The following is a 17,347-nucleotide window of genomic DNA, read 5'->3' as shown; positions in this document are numbered from 1 at the left end:
GATCTTGCGACAGCAGGTGCCACAAATGAAATCAGGAAATAGGTATCCCGTCACCGAATTCACAGTTTGGTTCAAAAAATCTCGACACCGAATTCAACTATTTGAATTTGCGGGACTGATCTGCTGGTTGAGGAGAAGGAGAAGAATGGTGATAAGCTTCAGTAAATGAGGCATTTCAGACCGACAATATGGGCGTAGCCGGGGTTGGCATGCGAAATGCATAGTATTCAGTGGTAATTTCCCGTGATCCAAGCTCGGTCTCGGAACCGAATCGTGTCGGAGAGGAGTTTTTCGCGGTCCCTTCCCGCGATGCCAGGGAATTCCTAAGCGATGCCGAATTGGTTCGAGACTGAGCTTGGCAAATAAGCGACATTAACCAACGCGAAGACCTCCAGAACCTCAAAGGGATGGTTAGAGATTCTTTGTGGTTCTGGAGGTCTTTGCTGTTTCATCTCCAGGCAAGTCAAGCCGTCGGATCGTCTGACTTGGATTGTTCCTTCTCGATGGCTGGCTTGGATTGGGCGCTCGCGGCGTACTGCTTGCTGACGAAGTTGGCGAGTTCGGCGTAAGAACCGGCGAAGTAGACTTCGCAGAGGTGCTCAACGATCCCCTTGAGCACCTGCTCCCGGCTCAGGGCGGCTGAGTAGCGGAAAGCCTTCCCTCTTTTGCTCTGAGTGAGGATCCCCTTCCGATACATTTTTTCCAGGACGGTCATAACTGTGGTATAGGCCAGGCCCCGATCGGGATTCACTCGCGTCCACACGTCCTTGACACTTGCCTCTCCCAACGGCCAAAGGATCTCGATCAATTCAAACTCGCCGGGAGTCAGATGCGCGGATCTCTTCATTTGCCGATACCCAGCTCAGGGAATTTCTGAATGTAGGCATCTTCTTTCAGCTGCGCAATGAACCTCTCGAATTCCGGCACGAACTTCTGCTGGTAAAGAAGCTTCTTGATATCGTCCTTTACTTCCCCGAACGGACGCACCACCGAAGGTTTGCGGGCATCCACGCGAAAGATCGCATACCCTTCGGCGATCTTGACTACCAGCGAGACATCTCCTTCCTTCACGGCGGTGACAGCGTTGGCGATGTCGGGTTTGAGTTTCATTACCTGATAGGTGCCGATGCCGCCGCCTTTGCCGGCGGTGCCCCCCTTGGAGTACTGGCTCGCCAGCGTCGCGAACGATTCCCCCTGAAGCGCTCGCCTGCGATATTCGTTGGCAAGGGCTTCCGCCTGGGGATCGGGGCCGTTGCTGGGGACCACGATCTCGCTGAGCGTCACCTCTTCCGGCGACGAATAGTCCTTGGTGTGATCCTTGTAGTAGCGTTCGATCTCTTCGGAAAGGATGGTGATCCGCGAGTCAACAAAATAACCCTTGACGTCCTGAATGATCATCTCCTTTTTTATATCTTCGCGAAAGCCGGCCAGTGTCATGCCCTGCTGCTCGAGCGCGCGTTCAAATTCGTCCATGTCCTTGATACCATTCTGTTTGCGCAGCTGTTCGATGTAAGCCGACACCTGGACGTCCATGCCCGAGCCCATGCCAAGTTCCGTGGCCTTCTGCAAAATCAGCCTTTTCCGGATCAGGTCTTCGAGCACGGAGTCCTCTGTTTTCTTCAGCTCCTGTTCCAGCTGATCGCCGGTGTACTGGTCGGCCAGCTCCTGCCGGCGTTTGGCCATTTCCCGGTTGAGATCGGACAGGGTGATGATGTCGTCGTTGACCTGAGCAACGATGCGCTCTACCACCTTGGGCTTGGTTTGCGGCTGTAAACCCGAGCTGAAGATCAGCATCGAGGCTACAAGCCACACGGATCTTATCATTGAGATTTCCCTCCGCGGGGGGCGAATCGGGCGCCGACATACTTGAAATCCAGTTTTTCGTGATCCACCTGGATCGGAACCTTTTGCGCCAGGGATTCCAGTTCCTTTTCGAGCGCCGCCCGCTGCCGCTGCTGCAGCAGTTTCTCCTGAATTTGGCCTTCTACTTCATAAAACTTCTGCTGGTGGGCCAGAATTTTCTCTTCCACAAAAAACGTATGATACCCGTACTGCGAGCTTACGATCCTGCTGATGGTGCCGGACGCCAGGGGAAAGATGGCTTTCTCAAACTCCTCGGGCAGTTCGCCCCTTTGGAATGTTCCCAGATCGCCGCCGTCGGACGCAGTCGGGGCTTTCGAGTACAGACGGGCCAAATCCTTGAAATTCCTGTTCCGATTCGCCTTGAGCAGGGCCTGGATCTTCTGCGCCTCCTCTGCACTATCTACAAGGATCTCGCGTACATGAACGACATCATTGCTGACAAAATCGCCGAGATGCTCTTTGTAGTAAGCCTCGCATTCTTCTTTGGTCACCGACACGCCCTTGAACAGGTGATCGCGCATGTAGGCCTGCACCTTCAGGCTGTCTGCCATGCTTTGCTCGACATCCTTGTCGCGCTTCAGGTCGTTGCTGCTTCCGCCGCCGCTGGCTGACAGCTTGTCGCGCATCGAATCGAGAGTCTTTGGACTGGGCTCTATCTTCAACTCCTCCGCCTCTTGAAGCAGCAGCTTCTCCTCTATGAACGAATCGAGCATGGCCGACTTCTCCTCGTCGGTAGCCGCAGGGCCGCGAAATTCACTCAACCGGCTGTCGAAGAACTGCTCCAGATCAGCCTTGCTATAGTTCCACTTGCCTATCTGCACGACGACGGGATCAGTTTCCGTTTGCGCTCTATCCTTCAAACCGCAGCTTTCGAAGCAGATAAGTGCTGGCAGGCAGATCACGCCGAGCATGTGCCACCGTTTGGCAGGCATGGCTGATTCTCCTAATCCCGGCATCGGCACCCACAGACAAAATCAAAATGATATCGAATGGATCGGGCAAAGTACACACCCTATGCAGCGAAAACCTCAGCGGGGCCGACGGCACATCTCACTAATGATAAACGATAACTGCAGGCAGATGGACTCAAAATATCACCGCAGGATGGACTTCAGGAAGCCCGGATCTGAGCGAGGATCTTGTGGATGGAATCGAACAAGTTCTCGGGCGGCAACTCTTCGGTCTCGATGGTCAGCACGCCCTGGGGTGAAAAGGAAGCGTTCTTGTTGCGCGATACCAGTTGGAGGAGTTTTTGCGCGCTGACTTTCGACTGATCCACAAAGCGGAAAAAGATCTGGCTTCGGCTGCGTTCGATGGCTTGGATCTGGAGCGCGAGCGTTTCCTGCCGCAACGAGGCATAGCGGAAGAGGTGGTTCACCTGCTCCGGATAGGGCCCGAAACGATCGATCATTTCCTGGCGCAGGGCATCGAGTTCGTCACGGCTGCGCGCGGATGAGATGCGCTTGTACATGCGCAGCCGCTGGCTCTCGTCGGCGATGTAGGATTCAGGGATGCGGATGTCGAGATTCAGCTTTATGGTGGAAGAGATCTCCACCTCAGGCTTCTGCCCGCGCAACTCCTCGACTGTCTGTTCGAGCAGCTGGCAGTACAGGTCGAAGCCCACGGCGTTGATGTGCCCGTGCTGTTCCCCGCCGAGCATGTTTCCCCCACCCCGGATTTCGAGGTCGAGGGCGGCCACGCGAAAGCCGGTGCCTAAATCGCTGAACTCCCGGATGGCGGCGAGCCGCTTGCGCGCCACGTCGGACAGCACCTCATCGGAAGGCACCAGGAGGTAGGCGTAAGCACGCCGGTCCGACCGGCCGACCCGGCCGCGCAGTTGGTAGAGCTGCGCCATGCCGTAGAGGTCCGCACGATCGATGATGATGGTGTTGACCCTGGGAATGTCCAGTCCGTTTTCGATGATGGTGGTCGCGACCAGGATGTCGACCTCATCCCCGACGAAGCGCATCATGACCTTCTCGAGCTCCCGCTCCGGCATCTGGCCGTGCGCCACACCGATGCGGGCCTCCGGCACCAGCCTCTGGACCATGGCCGCCATCGAATGGATCGATTCCACCCGGTTGTGCACGAAATAGACCTGGCCGTTACGGGCCAGTTCGAGCTCGATTGCAGAGCGCACCACATCCGGGCTGAACTTCAGCACCGAGGTCTGGATGGCCAGGCGGTTCTTCGGGGGCGTTTCGATGGTGGACATGTCTCGCAGTCCCATCAATGCCATGTGCAAGGTACGCGGGATGGGTGTGGCTGTCAGGGTGAGCACATCGACGCGGGTTTTGAGCGCCTTGAGGCGCTCCTTGTGGGCGACGCCGAAGCGCTGCTCTTCGTCCACGATCACCAGCCCCAGATCCTTGAACGCGACATCCTTCGACAACAGCCGGTGCGTGCCGATGAGTATGTCTACGCGCCCCGCTTCGAGATCCTCGATCGACTGCTTCAGCTCCTTGGGGCTGCGGAAGCGCGACAGCAGCTGGATGCGTACGGGAAAGGCGGTGAAGCGCTGCCGGAAGGTATTGTAGTGCTGGAACGCGAGCACCGTGGTCGGCGCCAGGATCGCCACCTGCTTGCCGTCCATGACGGCCTTGAAGGCGGCGCGCATGGCGACTTCGGTCTTGCCGTAGCCGACGTCGCCGCACAAAAGCCGGTCCATGGGGCGCGCCGCCTCCATGTCGTTTTTGACCGCCCCGATGGCATCGAGCTGGTCGCGCGTCAGCTCGAACTCGAACGAGTCCTCGAACTCGCGCTGCCAGGCCGAATCGACCGCGTAGCTGTAACCGGGGACCATCTGGCGCTCGGCGTAGAGCTTCAGAAGCTCGCCCGCCATGTCGCGCATCGATTTTTTGATCCGGCTCTTGGTCCGTTCCCAGCTGGTTCCTCCCAACCGGTCCAGCGTCGGGTGCGCGCCGTCCACGCTGCTGTATTTCTGGATGAGGTCGAGCCGCTCGACCGGGACGTACAGCTTCGCGTCGTCCTGGTAGGTCAGCAGCACGAACTCCTTGGCCCCCTGCTGCAGGTCGATGGACTTCAGGCCCTGGAACCGCCCGATGCCGTGATCGATGTGAACCACGCAGTCTCCCGGTTTCAGGTCCCTGAAATCGGAAATGAACATTCGGGCCGCGCTGCGCGCGCGTTTCGGCGCCGCCGCTACTTCCGACTCGTCAAAAACGTCCGTCCCGGTCAGCACCCGCAGCGGCAGGGCGGGAAGGAAGAAGCCGGCATGCACGGATCCCACACCCAGCAAAACCGAGCCGTCTGCCGGCACCTGGGCTTCGCCGGCATCGTCGTCGCCCAGGCACAGATGGGCCGGGATCTCATACTCCTTGAGAATGTCGCGAACGCGTTCGGCACGGCCCGGATTGGCAAAGAGAAAGACGATGCGTTCCCCTGCTTCGCGGAACTTCTCGAGGTCGGCGATCAGGTCGCGGATGTTGCCGTGATACTTCCTCGTGCCCTGAGACGAGAAGTAGAGCGGCGCTTCCTCCTCCAGCCTGCGCTCGACGCTCAGCTCCTCGACCGCCAGACACGGAAAGCGCCCCAGCGCAGTGCGGAACTCGTCGCTGGTAACGTAGATCTCATCCGGCGCGAGCACAGGCTTGCAGGCCTCCACCCGATCGACGAAGCGTTCGTAGAGTTCGGTGTGGTATTTGGTCAGCGTCGTTTCCAGAATGTCGCGGTCGGACAGAACCAGGCGGTAACCCTTGAGGTAATCGAAAAGAGTCCGGTCGAGCGGATCGATTGCCGGCAGCATGAACTCGAACGCGGGGAATGGCTCCCCCGCGCGCGCCAGAGCCAGCTCCTCTTCCAGGAACTTGTGAAAAGGCCCGGCCCAGCGCTTCGGCGCTTCCTGCGCCCACCGTTCGAGGAGCGGGCGGCGCACACAATACTCCCGCATCGGAATCAGCTCGACCCTGGAGATCGCCGAGATGGAACGCTGGGAATCCACATCGAACAGGCGCATCGACTCGATCTGATCGCCGAAGAATTCGATGCGCACCGGGTTTTCCATGTGGGGCGGGTAGATGTCGAGGATTCCGCCCCGCAGCGAAAACTCGCCGGGATCGGTAACCGGGTCATCCTCCAGGTAGCCGGCTTCGTGAAGGTAGTCGCGCAGGAGCTCCGGGGAATAGGGCTGGTCTTTGTCGAGCTCGAGACAGTAGGAGAGGAAACGTTCCGGGCTGTGCAATCGTACCGCCGCAGCCCTCACCGAGGCGACCACGACCGCGGGGCTGTCCTGCAGAAGCTGCCAGACCGCCTGGGCGCGGGCCGCCGCAATATCGGGGTGCGGCGAGAGCCCGCGATAGGGATCCACCTCCAGGCTGGGCAGAAGAACCACGCGCGGCGGCGCCGAAGAAAGCAGAGCGAGGAAAAAGCCGAGCTCCTGCGCCAGATTGCGCGCTTCAGTGCTCGTTCCGGTGAGGACCGCCATGGACCGCCGCTCGGCCAGGGCTGCCTGGGCGATGATCAGTCCCTTGACCCCGGTTACCGGCCCTTCGATCGTGAGCGCGCGAATCCCCTGCTGCAGGCGGGCCGACATGTCTCGCAGCACGCCGCTCTGCGTTGCGCTCTCAAACACCCTCTTCAGATGAAGCACGATCCGACCGCAGGGAAACAAACCGCGAAACATACGAGACCCACGAATTGAGTCTTCGTTTCTTTCGTGTGCTTCGCGGTTTCAACCATTCGTGTGCTTTTTCGATGATCCGAACCGGCTCAGGATCTTCCTGATGATGGCGGTTGTGGAGGTGCCTTCTACCAGAGGAATGCTGTGGACGGTGCCCCCTGCGTTCTCCACGGTTTCACGGCCGACAATTTCGGAGACCCCCCAGTCAGCACCCTTGACCAGAACATCGGGAACAATGGCATCGATGACGCGCCCGGGCGTATGATCATCGAATATAAAAATATAGTCGATGCACGCCAGCGCTGCAAGAACCTCGGCCCGCTCCCCTTCGGGCACGAGGGGACGCCCCTCACCTTTGAGAGCGCGGACTGAGTCGTCGCTGTTGAGTCCGACGACCAGCACGTCGCCCAGGGAGCGCGCCTGATTGAGGTAGCGCACGTGCCCTGCATGAAGGAGATCAAAGCAGCCGTTGGTGAAAACGATCTTCTTCCCTTCGCGGCGCAGCCGCTTCCGGATCTGCACCACTTCATCGAGAGTTTTCAGCTTGGGAATTGCCATGACGAGGCTGGAGAATAGCAGATGCCCCTCTTTAAAAGCAAACCACGAACAACCACGAATGATGGTAATTTCTTTGAGGTCTTCGCAGGCTTTGTGGTTAAGATTCGTGCCATGAAGTCATTTTTCATCTGGACGGCAGCATTGGTGCTCGGCGCGATGCCGGCATGCACCGGAGGCCGCAGACCGGTCATCGAGGAGATTGCTCACTATAACACGGCCGGGTGGGCGCACGATGTCGCAGTGGAATCGCAATTGCTGTATGTGTCGGATCGCCAGGGCGGCTATCTGATTTTCGATTGGGCCGCAGGCTGGGCGGCACCCCGGATCTTCGCCCCCGTGCAGGATATCATCTCCCTGGCGCCCCATGCCGGCAGACCTTTGCTTGCGGCCCGCTTCGAAGGGCTGGTGCTTGTCTCCCCAACCGGGGCGGTCCGGGCGCGGTTTGCGAACGGAGACATCGCCAATGCCGTCGTGACCAGGGACGAACTGGCCTTTGCCGCCTATGGCTCGCACGGCCTGGTCGTCGTGGTCCTCGGCAAATCGGATCTCCGCCTCTTAGCCGAGCTGCCGACACCCGGGTGGTCTCACGATGTCAAGCTCTGGGGCGATCGTGCGCTGCTGGCGGACTGGAACTACGGGCTGCGTGTCGTTGACGTGCGCCGGCCGGAAACTCCGGTGGAGATCGCTGCGCTCCCCTCGCCGGCGACGTCGATCTGCATCGCCCTTGGGGAAGCGGCGGGCAATACCGTCGCTGCGGTTGCCGAGGGACACGGCGGCGTCTCGCTCGTGGCATTCGACGCCGACGGCACCCCTTCCCTGATCGCGCGCCACGCGCTCGGCCTCAATCCCACGGATGCGCCTCACCCGGAGACCGGCGGCTGGGCTCACGGCGTCGCCCTGTGCCGCAATTACCTGTTCGTTGCCAATTGGAAGCGCGGTCTTGCCGTGCTCGACATTCGTGATCTCCGCCACCCGCACCTGGTTAAGGAGGTGCCGACTCGCGGCACATCCCTCGGCGTGAAAGCCATAGCGGAATCTGGCGGCACGATCCGCATCTTTCTGGCCGATGGCGAAGACGGCCTCCGCGTCTTCCGGTTCCGGGCGCTCTGACCTCTCAACGCAGAGGGCGCAGAGAATGCTTTTATGATATCGTTCAAGACAAAATGCTGACGAAGGAGCCGCATATGTCCTGCCCATTGTGCAACAAGAACCATGCCTATTCCATAGACGAAGCTTTGAAGAGCCTGGCCGGCACCCCACGCCGCCTGGACCGGCTCGCCCAGGGATTCAACGCGAAGCAGGCCTCCGCCCGGCCTGCCCCCGGCAAATGGTCGGCGAAAGAGATCGTCTGCCACCTGGCTGATTGCGAACTGGTGTACGGGCTGCGCTATCGCATGATAATTTCCGAGCCGCACGCCACCCTGATGGCCTTCGATCAGGAGGCATGGGCGAAACACCTTCAATACCGGGAACAGCCCATGAAGAGCGCGCTTGCCTGCTTCAAGGTATTGCGCGCCGGCGACATCGCGTTGCTGAAATCGCTCCCGCGTTCGGCCTGGAATAAAGGGGGACAGCACCCGAGTTACGGCGCACTCACCCTGCGACAGATCGTGACCCATCTTGTCGATCATGATCGGAACCACGTCGCGGCGATCGAGCGTCTCGCCGCCCGCTGAGATTTCGGAGAACTTTACGAAGCGAAGGATCCCCATACCAACGAGCACGCCAGGCACTCTGCTGCTCGGCTCCGATGACACTTCGGACCTGGCCGCGAACCACGGCAGCTATTTCCTGGTATTCAACGCCATCCTGAATTTCGACAATCTGAACGCGGGCAGGAAATTAGACGAGAAACAAAGCCTCAAGGCTGAGGCCGCAGAGGATGCAGAGTACACGGAGCGGGGTATCCGCGGTTTATTTTCTCTGCGGTGAGATTTTCAAGGCATGTTTTCGAAGAAGGCGGCGAGGTGTCGTGCGGCTTGCTGCACTGCCTGTTCGTTTTCACCTTCGACCATCACGCGAGCCAGTCTTTCGGTGCCCGAATAACGCAACAGGATGCGGCTGTGCGCGCCCAGCTTCTTTTTGCAGGCGGCTTCGGCGTCGCGCAGGCCGGGGATGTCTTCCAAGAGGACTTTTTCGCGCACGCTCACATTGAGCAGCACCTGCGGGAAGCGTCTCACAGGACTGCACAGGGCCGCAAAATCCTGGTCCTGCTTTACTAGGATTTCCAGAACCTTCAAGGCCGTAAGCAGGCCGTCGCCGGTACGGGCCAGGCGCGTCATGATGATGTGCCCTGACTGCTCGCCTCCGAGCACGGCGCCGCGGCGCAGCATCTCTTCAAGCACGTACCGATCGCCGACCGCCGTGCGCACAAGGTGGAAACCGATGTTCCCCAGCGCCACCTCGAGGCCCAGGTTCGCCATGACGGTGCCCACCACCACGCGCGGCGCATCCTCGAGGTCGTAGTAACGGGCGAGCAGATAGAGCACGTCGTCGCCATCGTGGATCCGTCCGGCGGAGTCCACAAACAGTGCCCGATCGGCATCGCCGTCAAATGCGATGCCGATGTCGGCCTTGCGCGCCTGAACCTCCTGTTGCAGCGCGTCGAGGTGGAGCGTGCCGGCCTTGAGGTTTATGTTGCGCCCGTCGGGTTGGCAGTGGATGGCATGCACATCGGCGCCGAGGGCCCGCAGAAACGAGGGAGCGATGTAGGAGAGCGATCCATGGGCGCAGTCCACGACCAGGCGCATCCGCGTCAGGCTGAAACCGGGAGCGAGGCAGGCACTCAGGTAGTCCGCATAAAGATCCTGGTACCGCGGTACGACGGAGAGTTGGAGTTCGACGGCGCCGGGATCGCTGCTGAACCCGGCCGGTGCCGCGAGACTGCAGGTGAGTATGTGCGTTTCCAGTTCCTCCTCCACCGCATCGTTGAACTTGATCCCGTGCGCGGAGAAGATCTTGATTCCGTTGTCCTGGAAGGGATTGTGCGAAGCGCTGATCATGATGCCGGCATGGGCCGCAGTTTTCCTGGTAAAAAACGAAACTGCCGGGGTGGATACCACACCGCACATCTCGGCGGTTCCGCCCGCATCTGCGATCGCGTGCCGGAGCAGGCCCTCGATCCAGGGGCCCGACATGCGCGTGTCCCGGCCGATCAGAAGCCTCGGCTGCAGGTGCATCGACCTGAGGTAGCCCGTCAGGCAGTAGCCGATCCGATACACGTCATCCCGATCAAGCGGCGGCTCTCCGGCAATGCCCCGGATCCCGTCCGTTCCAAATAAGCTCCCCATCACTTCTTCCTTGCTCTCCGGAGCAATGTAACCTCCTGCGGGCTAACCTGTTTGATCACAATCCCGGTTCCGAGTTCCTTGGTAATCTCCACAGCAGGCTTTGCGGCCATGCGACTCGAGAGCGGCTCGGAGTTCGGCACCGATACCGTAGCGCTGAAATCCTCAGCCGCAAGCTGCCGCTTGAAAGTCACGGGCACCAGCACGCTCACCGAAAGGGACGGCGGGCTGACATCATATCCTGCATCATCGAGCACCGTAACCGGAATTCTCAGCGTGCGCGTCTCGCGGTGCGGTCCCAGCTCGACATCCACCTCAACAGCAGTCGGGCTGGTATGTATATCGGCATTCCGGACATTCAGATTCACCGTCGTCTGAAATGACTGTCTCTGTCCCGCGAGGGACACGGGATCGGTTTCCACCCCCCTGATGGGAATGATGGCCGAGCGGGGCCCGCTGATATGCACGGAAATCGGCCGGCAGGCCGCCGTGTAGATATCAAGCCCGGCGGCGGGACTTCCCTGGATCGGGACTCTGACCGGTACATCCTTCGCGATGACCCGCTCCAAGACGAACGTTGCGCGTGCCGGATTCACCCGGATCACCGTGAGGCCAGACCCCGGGCTGACATGGACTCCATCCGGAGTCAAGGACACCGTCTGCTCTCCTTCGCCCGCCGACTGAAGATCGATCGTGTACGTCAGATTCGGCAGACTGCCGGTCAGATTGGGGGCGCCCAGCGCTGCAATCTCCACGGAATTCGGGCGCTCGTTCACGATCTCCATGCCGCGGGGAATCTGCACGACCAACGGCACGGTGAAAACCCGTTCCCCTTCGGCGCCGCGCACCATGATCCAAAGCGCGTAAGCCAACAGGATTGCGGCCAGCTTCAGCCACCAGTTCTTCAAGATCAGGTCTTTGATAAATCTGAACGCTTCTCTCATTTTCTCTTGGGAATGAGGGATGAGGGAAAAGCAGGAACACTCATCACTCATGACTCATCCCGAATCATTCATGAAGCAGAATCGCACGCCGGCCAAGACCGAACGGTCGGCATCGGCCAGCGTCTTTCCGCGTCCAAAACTGCATCTTGGTCGCACATTCATGAATAATCCGGGTCATACGACTTGCTGCCGTTCCGTCACAAGTTCTTCGTCGGCACCCGCGGACTTGCCTTGCATGGCCGCCAGCAGAACGTCGCGCAGACCGGCGCCGTCGAGGTTGCGCGTGATCTTCCCCTCGATTGCGGCGGAGATGGTGCCGGTTTCCTCGGATACGATGATGGCGACGGCATCGGTCTCCTCCGTGATGCCGATGGCGGCCCGGTGCCTGGTTCCCAACTCCTTGCTGAGGTGCGGATCCAGCGTCAGCGGCAGGAAGCACCCGGCGGCGATAATCCGGTTCTGCTGAACGATGACCGCGCCGTCATGAAGCGGCGTGTTCGGGCTGAAGATCGTGACCAGCAGGTCATAGGTCGGTATGGAGTCCAGGGCGATGCCGCTCTCCGCGTAGTTCTTCAATCCGATGTCGCGTTCCACGACGATCAGGGCGCCTATTTTTTTCGAAGCCAGGGTTGTTGCCGCGAGGATGATCTCCTCGAATTCCTCCTTGGCGGGGCTCCTGCGATGTCCGCCGAACCAGGATGTCCTTCCGATGCCCGCCAGCCCGCGCCGGATTTCATTCTGGAAGAGCACGATGATGGCGAAGACCACATAAGTGAACAGGTTGGTGAAGAGCCACTCCAGGGTACGCAGTCGGTAGTACTTGGTGAGAGCATAGAAGCACACCAGGACAACGAGGCCGAGCGTCATCTGCGCGCCCCGGGTTCCGCGCAGGAGCAGGAGGAAGCGGTATATGAGGAAGGCAACGATCAGGATGTCGATGAGGTCGCGGAACGTGCGGGGAGCGTACTGCGACAATCCCGAGATGATGTCAGAGTACGGGGTCACTCGCTCACCCTTTCGCTGAGGAGCGCGTCCGTGACGCGCGCGACATCGCGCATCGCTGCCACGTCGTGGACGCGGACCATGTGAGCTCCGCTGAGAATGGATGCGGCCACGGCTGCGGCGCTTCCCCAGATCCGGTCCGCCGCCGGATCCGACAGGATTCTGCCGATGAACGACTTCCGGGAGGTGCCGACCAGAACCGGAAATCCGGCCGCAGCCAGGCGGTCCAGGTTGAGGATGATCTGCAGATTCTGGCTCACTGTCTTGCCGAAGCCGATCCCGGGATCCAGGATGATCCTGTCCCGCGCCACGCCCAGTGCCTGAGCCCGGTCCGACACCCGGCCCGCCCACTCCTCGATCTCCCCGAGGATGTCGGGGCTCGGCGGCAGCTTCTGCATGGTGCCTGGTTCCCCTCTCATGTGCATGAGAATGACGCCTGCTCCGAAGGAGGACACTGCCTCCCCCAGCGCGGGATCTTTCCCAAAGGCCGTAATGTCATTGACCAGGACGGCGCCTCTCTCCAAGGCGGCGCGGCCGACCTCGGATTTGGAGGTGTCGATCGAAACCGGCAACGGATACTTTTCCATCAGCGCCTCGAGCACCGGCAGGATGCGGCGCAGCTCCTCCTCGGCGCTCACTCCCTGCGACCCGGGCCTCGTCGATTCACCGCCGACATCCAGTATGTCGGCGCCCTCCTCCGCGATGCGCCAGGCGCGCTCCACCGCCCGGGCGGTTTCGAAGAACGCACCTCCGTCCGAAAAAGAATCAGGCGTGACATTGAGAATACCCATGATCAGGGTTCTGGATCCGAGATCCAGGACCGTGTCGCGGGCCCTGATTCGAAAATGCCTGCGGGAGCCGGCGTAGGGCATGCGTATTGTTCGGCGATGTCCCGCGCCCTTTCCCCAGGTCGCGGTCAATTATTAATTGACGTCACAACTTCGAGCTGCGGTAACTTTGAAGTGCGGCGTCATGACGCCGCTTTGAAAATCACGACCGTCGACATTCCCAAGCTGATAGAAAGCGGCGTCATGCCCCCGCACTCCCCAAAATATCAAGCCGGTGCCGGTTTGCCTTTGGGATTGATGAGCTGCGGCAATGGTCCGTGGGGGGATGGGCCTTTTTCCTTTACCGGGCTGCCCTCAGAGTCGCTGTCGGATGCCGGCTTCGGCTTTCCCAGCGGCAGGCCTTTGACGATGGCCTCGATTTCCCAGCTGTCGAGCGTCTCGCGCTCGAGCAATGCTTCGGCAAGGTGAATCAGGTGCTCCTGGTTGGATTCCAGGCAGTTCCATGCGCGGGTATAACTTTCTTCCACGATGCGCTTCACTTCTCTGTCGATCTGTATGGCGGTATCTTCACTGTAATCCCTGTGCTGTGAAATCTCCCGGCCCAGGAATATCTGTTCCTCCTTTTTTCCAAAGGCCAGCGGCCCCATGAGCGGGCTCATGCCCCATTCGGTCACCATCTTGCGCGCCCGTTCGGTGGCGACCTCGATGTCGTTGGCGGCGCCGGTGGTTTCCGTATCGAGGAACATCTTCTCCGCGCAGCGCCCGCCCATCAGGATCGAGATCTGCCCCTCGACGAATTCCTTGCTGTAGTTGTGCCTGTCATTCTCGGGCAGCTGCTGGGTCAGGCCGAGCGCCATGCCGCGCGGGATGATCGTGACCTTGTGCAGCGGGTCGCTTCCCGCGGTCAGGTAAGCCACCAGCGCATGCCCGGCTTCGTGATAGGCCGTGACTTTCTTGTCGCTCTCGGTGATGACCATGGACTTGCGCTCCTTGCCCATGAGTACCTTGTCCTTGGCACCTTCAAAATCCGACATCACTACGAATTTGCGATTGTACCGCGCCGCATTCAGAGCCGCCTCGTTTACCAGGTTCGCCAAAGCGGCGCCGGAGAATCCCGGGGTGCCGCGGGCGACGACGGTGACATCCACGTCGTCGGCGATCGGAATCTTGCGGGTGTGCACTTTCAGAATGCCTTCCCGCCCGCGGATATCGGGCAGAGGCACTACCACCTGCCGGTCAAAACGGCCCGGCCGCAGCAGCGCCGGGTCCAGAACATCGGGCCGGTTGCTCGCTGCGATCAGGATCACACCGTCATTGGATTCGAAGCCGTCCATCTCAACCAGCAGCTGGTTGAGTGTCTGCTCCCTTTCATCATGGCCGCCGCCCAGGCCGGCGCCGCGATGGCGGCCGACGGCGTCAATCTCGTCAATGAAGATGATGCAGGGAGCGTTTTTCTTCCCCTGCTCAAACAGGTCGCGCACACGACTGGCGCCCACCCCGACGAACATCTCGACGAAATCCGATCCGCTGATGGAAAAGAAGGGGACGTTCGCCTCCCCCGCGATCGCGCGCGCAAGGAGCGTCTTGCCGGTTCCGGGAGGCCCCATCAGCAGCACGCCCTTGGGGATGCGGCCGCCCAGTTTCTGGAACTTCTGCGGCTCCTTGAGGAACTCGATGATCTCCGTGAGCTCCTCCTTGGCTTCTTCAACCCCGGCGACGTCCTTGAAGGTCACCTTCTTTTGCTGGCTCGACATCAGCCGCGCCCGGCTCTTCCCGAAGGAGAGGGCCTTGTTGCCCCCGCTCTGCATCTGCCGCATCAGGAAAATCCAAAAGCCGATCAGCAGGATAAAAGGGAGCCACGAAGAGAGGAAAACGTACATCAAAGACGAGCTGCTGGTCTTCTCCAGCTTTACCGTCGCACCATTGTCAATGAGTTTGTTCGACAGGTCCAGCTGCTGATCGCCGGGAACGATCGTCTTGAACTTCCTGCCATTGATGTCTTCGCCCTCGAGGTCCTCCCCCGAGATCGTGACGGACTTGATTTTTTTCGCGGTCACGTCCTGGTAGAAAGTCGAGAAATTGCGCTCCTCGATGTTGCCATCACGCACTGTGTAAAAGAGTTCCCACAGCAGAACCAGTGAGACCACCACCGCCAGCCACACCAGGATGTTTTTCAGATTGGCACTCAAAGCAAAAACCTCCGATGGGTTCCTTTGCGCCCCGCAACAGCTCCGCACTGCGTACTATGAATGAGCTGACTAAGAAATTGGGCTGCGAAACCCACAAACCAGATTATACCAGACGCCGGGAAAGGTTTCCTAGGATAACCCTGCAAGGCTCTATGTTTTTAAGTCATTGCATATTGAACCGCTTCCACCTGCCCACACATTCCTTATAGACGCCAAAATCACCAAATAGTTTCGCTTACAAGGAGTCAGGAGACAGGAGGAAAGCGCCACCTGACACTATTCTCATCGAGGAATCGCTTCACCGCTCCCTGGATCCGGGGTAGCCCTTAGATCGGCAACCGTCTGGCCTCAATACGGATAGATCGGCCGGAACCGGCTTTGGCTGCAAAGGTTTTTGCCGGCCTGAATCCCGGTACCCAGACTACTGCTTCCCCCACTACGACCATGGGAAGCCCAGCGCGTGCAGGCAACGGAAATCGGGCGGCGAGCAGCATCTTCTTCACTTTCCGGTGACCGGGACCTCCGTAGCGGTCGCCGGGGAGACGCGAGCGGATGGTCAGTACCGGGGGCAAATTATCCGGATTGAGGAGCGCGCAGGCGATCCCCTCGCTCTGCGGCAATGCGGCCGGGTTCGCTTCCGGCTCGCGAGAAGCGAAGAATTCCAATCCCGCCTCCGGGACCAGACAACGCCCCGGTACGGCAAGCTGATATGAGAAGCTCACCGACGCCTCGCGGCTCCTTCGGACCAACTCGAGCTCATCCAGGATGCGCTGGGCTCCGATCCCGGCCGGCAACTCGATGCGCCTTCCGCTCCGGGCCGGCCCGCAAAGGCGCAGGATCTCCTCGATGTGGACCATTTCAATGCCCCGCAGCGATCCAAGGACTTCACGCAGCGCGTGGCGCACGATCTGGCGCCCCAGGGGGAGAGCCAGCTGCAGAAGCCGGGGCGCCGGCAGCGAGACCCCGTCCGGCAAAACGGTGCGCATGCTTTCAAATTCCATGCGGGCATGGTGTTCGAGGAATTCATCAGCCGCGCGTGCCAGTGCAGCCTCGCGGGCAAGAGTGGCGATCAGCCGGGGATTGAAGTGCTCTTCGAGGTAAGGAATCAACTCCTTCCGGATGCGGTTTCTCCGCAGGCGCAGGTCCCGGTTGGTCGAATCCTCGCGGTAGGCGGCTTTACGCTCGGACAGGAACTCCAGAATCCGTAGCCGGGAGCATTCGAGCAGAGGACGGATAATACGGCCGCCGATCACGGGGCGGATACCCTCGAAGCCGCCGGGCCCGCTGCCGCGCAGCAGGCGGAAGAGGATCGTCTCGGCCTGATCGTTCAGATTGTGGCCGGTCGCAATCTTGTCCGTGCCTGTGCGGGCCGCGGCGCGTTTCAGGAATTCATAGCGCGCCTCGCGGGCGGCCTCTTCCAGGTTTCTCTTCCCGGCGGCAGCGACCGACTTCAGATCGGCCGATTCGGAGAGGAAAGGCCAGCCGAGGTCCGCGCTCACCCTGCGCACGAACTCCTCGTCCTCATCCGCTTCCGTGCCGCGGATGCCGTGATTGAAATGCGCCACGGTCAGTTTCAGGTTCATAGGAACAGCCAGATCGTGCAGGCAGAGCAGCAGCGCCATCGAGTCGGCTCCGCCCGATGCCGCGACCAGCACGTGCTCCCCCTGCCGCAGCATCCCGAACTTTCGAACGGTCCTGAGCACCCGGAGTTCCAGTGCTGCAAATCTCATCCTTTCTCTCATGTGTTTTACATTTTTACCACATCCGTGGCCTTTGTGCGCGGGATAGCCGCACTCTGCAGCGCACGAAAATCGGGACGATGTCGGGAGACATGGGGAGGGTCGCGGCTGCCAGACGCGACCCACTTGGTGGGCGCGGGCGGCCCGACCGCGCCCGGCAACGTCTATTTTCGAGGCAGTCCCCCATGCGCCATGGCGCACCTTATGACGCATGAAAAGCTCATATTATCCGGTTGGTGAACGTCGGTATCGGGATCGATATCGCAATCGCTATCGCGGTCGTTATCGGTTTTTGCCGGCTATGAGGTCCGATTGCGATGGCGATCCCAATTCCGATG

At 60.2% G+C, this 17,347-nt stretch carries 14 protein-coding genes; 3 read left to right on the top strand and 11 right to left on the bottom strand.

The window, feature by feature from the left end; all coding sequences use genetic code 11:
* Window positions 1–463 precede the first annotated feature (463 nt).
* From LAP85_22570 to rfaE2, 5 genes are all read right to left on the bottom strand, one after another.
* Window positions 464–847 (bottom strand): BlaI/MecI/CopY family transcriptional regulator, encoded by a 384-nt coding sequence (locus tag LAP85_22570; GenBank protein ID MBZ5499192.1) that lies wholly within the window; start codon window positions 845–847, stop codon window positions 464–466.
* Window positions 844–1,824: a SurA N-terminal domain-containing protein gene (locus tag LAP85_22565; protein MBZ5499191.1), complete on the bottom strand. Its 981-nt coding sequence runs from the start codon at window positions 1,822–1,824 to the stop codon at window positions 844–846. The genes LAP85_22570 and LAP85_22565 overlap by 4 nt, the downstream gene beginning before the upstream one ends.
* On the bottom strand, window positions 1,821–2,795 hold the full coding sequence (locus LAP85_22560; protein ID MBZ5499190.1) for a peptidylprolyl isomerase: 975 nt from the start codon (window positions 2,793–2,795) through the stop codon (window positions 1,821–1,823). The genes LAP85_22565 and LAP85_22560 overlap by 4 nt, the downstream gene beginning before the upstream one ends.
* A gap of 179 nt (window positions 2,796–2,974) precedes the next feature.
* Window positions 2,975–6,472 carry a transcription-repair coupling factor gene (gene mfd / locus LAP85_22555; GenBank protein ID MBZ5499189.1) on the bottom strand — a complete coding sequence of 1,166 codons (3,498 nt, stop codon included), beginning with the start codon at window positions 6,470–6,472 and terminating at the stop codon, window positions 2,975–2,977.
* 81 nt (window positions 6,473–6,553) lie between these two features.
* Window positions 6,554–7,060, bottom strand: a complete 507-nt coding sequence (rfaE2, locus tag LAP85_22550; GenBank protein ID MBZ5499188.1) for a D-glycero-beta-D-manno-heptose 1-phosphate adenylyltransferase — start codon at window positions 7,058–7,060, stop codon at window positions 6,554–6,556.
* Window positions 7,061–7,081: 21 nt separating this feature from the next.
* Here rfaE2 and LAP85_22545 point away from each other — a divergent pair, with 21 nt between their 5' ends.
* The 3 genes from LAP85_22545 to LAP85_22535 all read left to right on the top strand — a co-directional run bounded on the left by LAP85_22545 (window position 7,082) and on the right by LAP85_22535 (window position 8,992).
* The gene (locus LAP85_22545) at window positions 7,082–8,170 is read left to right on the top strand and encodes a hypothetical protein (GenBank protein ID MBZ5499187.1); all 1,089 of its coding nucleotides are present in this window, start codon (window positions 7,082–7,084) and stop codon (window positions 8,168–8,170) included.
* Between the two features lie 74 nt (window positions 8,171–8,244).
* The gene (locus LAP85_22540; protein ID MBZ5499186.1) at window positions 8,245–8,736 is read left to right on the top strand and encodes a DinB family protein; all 492 of its coding nucleotides are present in this window, start codon (window positions 8,245–8,247) and stop codon (window positions 8,734–8,736) included.
* Window positions 8,681–8,992: a hypothetical protein gene (locus LAP85_22535; protein ID MBZ5499185.1), complete on the top strand. Its 312-nt coding sequence runs from the start codon at window positions 8,681–8,683 to the stop codon at window positions 8,990–8,992. Before LAP85_22540 ends, LAP85_22535 begins: the two co-directional genes overlap by 56 nt.
* A gap of 5 nt (window positions 8,993–8,997) precedes the next feature.
* On the opposite strand, the gene glmM is transcribed toward LAP85_22535, so the two are convergent.
* The 6 genes from glmM to tilS form a co-directional block, all read right to left on the bottom strand.
* Window positions 8,998–10,350, bottom strand: a complete 1,353-nt coding sequence (gene glmM / locus LAP85_22530) for a phosphoglucosamine mutase (protein ID MBZ5499184.1) — start codon at window positions 10,348–10,350, stop codon at window positions 8,998–9,000.
* Window positions 10,350–11,291, bottom strand: a complete 942-nt coding sequence (locus tag LAP85_22525) for a hypothetical protein (protein MBZ5499183.1) — start codon at window positions 11,289–11,291, stop codon at window positions 10,350–10,352. The genes glmM and LAP85_22525 overlap by 1 nt, the downstream gene beginning before the upstream one ends.
* A 174-nt stretch (window positions 11,292–11,465) precedes the next feature.
* Window positions 11,466–12,266: a diadenylate cyclase CdaA gene (gene cdaA / locus LAP85_22520; GenBank protein MBZ5499182.1), complete on the bottom strand. Its 801-nt coding sequence runs from the start codon at window positions 12,264–12,266 to the stop codon at window positions 11,466–11,468.
* Window positions 12,267–12,292: 26 nt separating this feature from the next.
* Window positions 12,293–13,165: a dihydropteroate synthase gene (gene folP / locus LAP85_22515; protein MBZ5499181.1), complete on the bottom strand. Its 873-nt coding sequence runs from the start codon at window positions 13,163–13,165 to the stop codon at window positions 12,293–12,295.
* Between the two features lie 182 nt (window positions 13,166–13,347).
* On the bottom strand, window positions 13,348–15,270 hold the full coding sequence (ftsH, locus tag LAP85_22510; GenBank protein ID MBZ5499180.1) for an ATP-dependent zinc metalloprotease FtsH: 1,923 nt from the start codon (window positions 15,268–15,270) through the stop codon (window positions 13,348–13,350).
* Between the two features lie 326 nt (window positions 15,271–15,596).
* The gene (gene tilS, locus LAP85_22505; protein MBZ5499179.1) at window positions 15,597–17,000 is read right to left on the bottom strand and encodes a tRNA lysidine(34) synthetase TilS; all 1,404 of its coding nucleotides are present in this window, start codon (window positions 16,998–17,000) and stop codon (window positions 15,597–15,599) included.
* Between the last annotated feature and the right edge of the window lie 347 nt (window positions 17,001–17,347).

Source organism: Terriglobia bacterium (genome assembly GCA_020072565.1).
GTDB lineage: Bacteria > Acidobacteriota > UBA6911 > UBA6911 > UBA6911 > JAFNAG01.
This window is presented reverse-complemented; position numbering and strand designations above follow the sequence as displayed.

Bases quoted from the DNA above. Each gene is read 5' to 3' on its own strand.
- folP (MBZ5499181.1), bottom strand. From the start codon at position 13,165: ATGCCCTACGCCGGCTCCCGCAGGCATTTTCGAATCAGGGCCCGCGAC.
- LAP85_22560 (MBZ5499190.1), bottom strand. From the start codon at position 2,795: ATGCCTGCCAAACGGTGGCACATGCTCGGCGTGATCTGCCTGCCAGCA.
- glmM (MBZ5499184.1), bottom strand. From the start codon at position 10,350: ATGGGGAGCTTATTTGGAACGGACGGGATCCGGGGCATTGCCGGAGAG.
- tilS (MBZ5499179.1), bottom strand. From the start codon at position 17,000: ATGAGATTTGCAGCACTGGAACTCCGGGTGCTCAGGACCGTTCGAAAG.
- LAP85_22545 (MBZ5499187.1), top strand. From the start codon at position 7,082: ATGCCCCTCTTTAAAAGCAAACCACGAACAACCACGAATGATGGTAAT.
- LAP85_22565 (MBZ5499191.1), bottom strand. From the start codon at position 1,824: ATGATAAGATCCGTGTGGCTTGTAGCCTCGATGCTGATCTTCAGCTCG.
- LAP85_22525 (MBZ5499183.1), bottom strand. From the start codon at position 11,291: ATGAGAGAAGCGTTCAGATTTATCAAAGACCTGATCTTGAAGAACTGG.
- rfaE2 (MBZ5499188.1), bottom strand. From the start codon at position 7,060: ATGGCAATTCCCAAGCTGAAAACTCTCGATGAAGTGGTGCAGATCCGG.
- LAP85_22540 (MBZ5499186.1), top strand. From the start codon at position 8,245: ATGTCCTGCCCATTGTGCAACAAGAACCATGCCTATTCCATAGACGAA.
- LAP85_22570 (MBZ5499192.1), bottom strand. From the start codon at position 847: ATGAAGAGATCCGCGCATCTGACTCCCGGCGAGTTTGAATTGATCGAG.